General features: G+C 46.4%; 4 protein-coding genes. 1 reads left to right on the top strand and 3 read right to left on the bottom strand.

Features of this window, described 5'->3' with window-relative positions; all coding sequences use genetic code 11:
- A partial coding sequence (locus HY877_05635; GenBank protein ID MBI5299755.1) for a hypothetical protein occupies positions 1–1622 on the top strand: 1622 nt, incomplete at its 5' end.
- 120 nt (positions 1623–1742) lie between these two features.
- Here the strand turns inward: HY877_05635 and truA are convergent.
- The 3 genes from truA to tyrS form a co-directional block, all read right to left on the bottom strand.
- The gene (gene truA / locus HY877_05640) at positions 1743–2498 is read right to left on the bottom strand and encodes a tRNA pseudouridine(38-40) synthase TruA (GenBank protein ID MBI5299756.1); all 756 of its coding nucleotides are present in this window, start codon (positions 2496–2498) and stop codon (positions 1743–1745) included.
- A gap of 21 nt (positions 2499–2519) precedes the next feature.
- On the bottom strand, positions 2520–3542 hold the full coding sequence (locus HY877_05645) for an aspartate-semialdehyde dehydrogenase (protein ID MBI5299757.1): 1023 nt from the start codon (positions 3540–3542) through the stop codon (positions 2520–2522).
- Positions 3543–3699: 157 nt separating this feature from the next.
- Positions 3700–4309: tyrosine--tRNA ligase (tyrS, locus tag HY877_05650; GenBank protein MBI5299758.1), on the bottom strand; the 610-nt coding region annotated here is incomplete at its 5' end.

Here is a 4309-nt window from a genome sequence, read left to right on the forward strand (position 1 = left end):
CGAAGAAGGCGTGGCTTGGAAAAGATCATGTTACAAACGTTAGTGTTCCTCTTGCCGTTGACGCGCACAATGTAAAACAGGGTGTCAAAATTGATCTCAGCAGAGTTTATCGGATCAGCGACGGATCAAAGGGTGTTCCTTACGGCACAACGGCCGGTTTTTCCGTCATCGGTTCCAATTTCAAAGATAATATCATCGCTTCGGAGGGGGACGATATCATCGCGGGTCTTGCAGGCGATGACACACTTTCCGGTCAGGCTGGAAAGGATCAAATTTACGGTGGCGGTTGGAAAGAATTGATGGATTCACTCGGTTTAAAAATTGCTGATGATGGCAATGACACCATCGATGGCGGAATTGGAAAAGATACGATTGACGGCGGCGGCGGTTTTAACACGGGTTTCAAAACCGATGAGACCATCGGAGCCAATGCCGAATATCAGACCAATATCTTAAATCGTATTGATGGTCATAATACAACGCCTCTCGAATCATCTTGGTTGGGGAGTGATACTTATGGATGGGAATCAAAAGAAGTGAAATCCGGCGAAGTGGAACTCACAGAAACGTATGACATCAACGATTCCCGACCCAATGTTTTGTCTCTCAAAATGCCGGATGGCTACGACATGGCTTTTGCTGAAGAAACAACGGATGGATCGCTGAAAATCACGATGGTAGGGAAGGATGAACGTACCGGCGCCCCTAAAACATTTACAATCACTGTCAAAAGGGCTTTTTCTTCTCGCACCGGTCCCAGCGCTTCTCTCAATTCTCCTTTCACGTTGAAATTTGATGGAAACGGGAAAGACAATATCATTGATTTTCATTCCGTTGATTTCAAAAACAATCTCCTCAAAATCAGCGGGTTGGCCGGTGATGACATGATTCTGGCTCCCACCAATGATCTGGTTCAGGAAAACATCACCTTGGATAATCTGACCGGAACTCAAAACCGTATTTCGCGCAGAGAATTACAGGATAAAAAAGACGACTTTATCCCCGATCACGACAAAACAGATCCCAATGAATACGGATATGGCATCCGTGCTACTATCGGAAACGCCAATGAAATTGTTATCGAGAAAACAGTTGCAGGGACGGATGAACGCAAAGTTTTTATTGATCCCACTGATTATGACAAAGCCTATGTGATGCAGGATCCAAAAAACTCGGCCGATCTGTTGGTTGTGCTGGTCAAACGAGGTGCCGCGGGAAGCCCGCCCACTACCGTTGTGATCCGAATCAAAGATTATGAAAAATTCTCGGCTAGTGCAGAGACAAATAAAAAAGCGAATCTCTCATGGCTCACCATTGGAAAGAAAAACCGCACGGCAACAGCCGGTGAAGATGATAGCGCAGGAACAGCTCCGGAAGCCTTCACTCCTTTCACCAATGTGGTGCCTTTGATTCACGCCAAGCTGAATAGTGATAACAAACCAGATAGCGGCACAGTCATTGACGCGGGCGAAGGTGACAACGACTTTGTATTCCACGCCAAAGAAGATCAGGTTACCGGACAGGAAACGGATGTGGAGGGTCACTATACAGCTGGCGCTTCGGATCCCGCAAGAGTACCACCCAATACTTCAGGAGATGGAAGCGGAAGCGACACTCATTAATGGTACCCCCAACAATGTCATCCCCGCGCAGGCGGGGATCCAGTTTTATTTCAATGCTTCTGGATTCCTGCTCCCTGCCTACTGCCTGCAGGGACAAGCTTCGCAGGAATGACAAAAAAATTAGTACTCAACATTAACAAGATAAAGACCTTGCGGCGGAGCTGTAATGCCTGCGTCTTTTCGATCCCTCGCCAATAAAATTGACTTCATCTCTTCTGGCAAACGCTTTCCCAAACCAATTTCAACCAATGTCCCCACAATATTGCGAATCATATATTTAAGAAAACCATTTCCGGTGAAAACAAGACAAAGAAAACGACAATTACCATATGGTAACAGGTCCCTAGTGGTAATTTCGACGGACGATAATATCCGCACCGTTGTTCTGACATGACTGAGCGCCCCCTGAAAACTTTTGAAATCGTGTTCGTCGATCAAGTACTTGCTCCCCTCTTCCATGGCGGCAATGTCCAGTTTGGGCCCCACCCACCACGCCCTTTGTCGCCACAGGGGCGAAGCCACCTCTCCTAAATCTAAAATATATTGATACAATTTTGATTTTGCATTTCGAACCGGATGAAAATCCGGCGACACTTCTTCGCAACTTGTAACGCGGATATCTTCGGGAAGCAGACTATTCAGGCCTTTCAAAAAACCGTCGCAGGAAATATCGCGGTCGGTTTGAAAACAAGCCACCTGCGCCAAAGCATGTACGCCCGAATCGGTACGCGAAGCGCCGCGCAACACCGTTTTTTCCTCCGTCATTTTTTCAACGGCTGAAAGGACGACATCCTGAATAGCCGTGGCGTTGATTTGGCTCTGCCAGCCGGCATAATTCGTGCCGTCATATTCGAGTGTTAATTTGATTTGGCGCATCGGGTAGATCCTTCGCTTCGCTCAGGATGACAGCAATGGAATTAAAAGTTCGGCAATCTGAATTGCATTCAACGCGGCACCTTTGCGAATGTTGTCGGCTACAATCCAGAGATTCAAACCGTGAGGGACGGAAAGATCTTTACGAATACGCCCCACATAAATTGCATCTTCGCCAGCCGCGTGAATGGCCATCGGATAATTATTTTTTTGCGGTTCATCCATCACCTCCACACCATCCGCGTGCTGAAGCAGATTTATCGCCTCTTCGCGGGAGAAGGGCGATTCAAATTCCACATTGACTGACTCACTATGTCCGTAAAAAACCGGCACACGCACGGTGGTTGCCGTCATGGGAATTTTCGTTTCCAAAATTTTGGATGTTTCGTTGATCATCTTCCACTCTTCTTTGGTGTAATTCTCCTCCGCAAAAACATCGATCTGCGGAAGACAATTAAACGCAATGCGATGCGGAAGCGCCTCCACTTTTATTTCCTTATTTGAAAAAAGCGCTACCGTTTGCTGGGAGAGTTCTTCCATCGCCGAAAGGCCGGCACCCGAAACAGATTGGTAAGTCGACACCACAACCCGTTTGATTTTTGCTTTTTTCATGAGGGCTTTGAGCACCACCACGAGTTGAATTGTTGAGCAATTTGGATTGGCGATGATTCCTTTGTTTTTATATTCGGCGATCAACGAAGGGTTGACTTCGGGAACCACGAGCGGAACCTCTTTATCCATACGGAATTGGGCCGTGTTATCAATCACCACGGCACCGCTTTTCACGGCGACAGGAACATATTCTTTGCTGATCTCCGAACCCGCGCTGAAAAAAGCGATGTTAACGTAGCTGAAAGAATCCGCATCCAACGTGTGAACAGGAAATTCGTGATCGCGAAAAGAAACGGTTTTTCCCAGTGAACGATCGGAAGCAAACAGTTTTAAATTGCCAACCGGAAAATTTCTTTCTTCCAGAATTTTAACAAGCTCCAGCCCCACAGCACCGGTAGCCCCCACAACAGCAATGTTCCAAGATTTCTTTGGCATTTTTTTCTCACTGTCATTGCGAGGCCCCGCAGGGGCCGTGGCAATCTACATTTGTTCCCAAGGGAGATCCTTCACGGAGTTTACCCTGAGCCGAGCAGATTCTTCGCTCCGCTCAGAATGACAATAATGGCGAAGGGTTCAGGATGACTCCGAAGAATCATTTAAATCGCACTTTTAAAAATCGTCTTTTCCCGAGTTGGATCAAATAGGATCCGTTTGTTTTCAAAGTTACGTCAATCTCTTCAACGCGTTGATCGTCCACGCGCACACCGCCTTGCTCGATCAACCTTCTGGCTTCTCCCTTGCTGGCCACCAAACCGCTGGTTAGCAATATCTCCACGACACTCATTTCAGATCCACTTTTTTTGATTGTTTTTTCTTCAATATCGGTCGGTTTTGATTTCTGGGCAAAAACTTTTTCAAATTCTAAAGCGGCTTCAATCGCTTCTTGCTTAGAATAAAAACGAGTCACCAGAATTTTTGCCAAACGAATCTTGGCCTCTTTGGGATGCAGTTTTTTTATTTCGTCCAGATTTTCTTCCGTCAGCAATTCATAATAGTGTTCCATCAGTTCATCGGTGATTGACATGATTTTCCCGAAAATCTCTTTGGGCGGTTCACTGATACCGATGTAGTTGCCATAACTTTTGCTCATTTTTTTCTGACCATCGGTCCCCACAAGAAGAGGCATGAGCAAAACAATTTCGGGTTCCATTCCATAAGCGCGCAAAATATCCCTCGCCACGACAAGATTGAATTTCTGGTCA

Source organism: Deltaproteobacteria bacterium, from assembly GCA_016213065.1.
Taxonomy (GTDB): domain Bacteria; phylum UBA10199; class UBA10199; order SPLOWO2-01-44-7; family SPLOWO2-01-44-7; genus JACRBV01.

Bases quoted from the DNA above. Each gene is read 5' to 3' on its own strand.
- truA (MBI5299756.1), bottom strand. From the start codon at position 2,498: ATGCGCCAAATCAAATTAACACTCGAATATGACGGCACGAATTATGCC.
- HY877_05645 (MBI5299757.1), bottom strand. From the start codon at position 3,542: ATGCCAAAGAAATCTTGGAACATTGCTGTTGTGGGGGCTACCGGTGCT.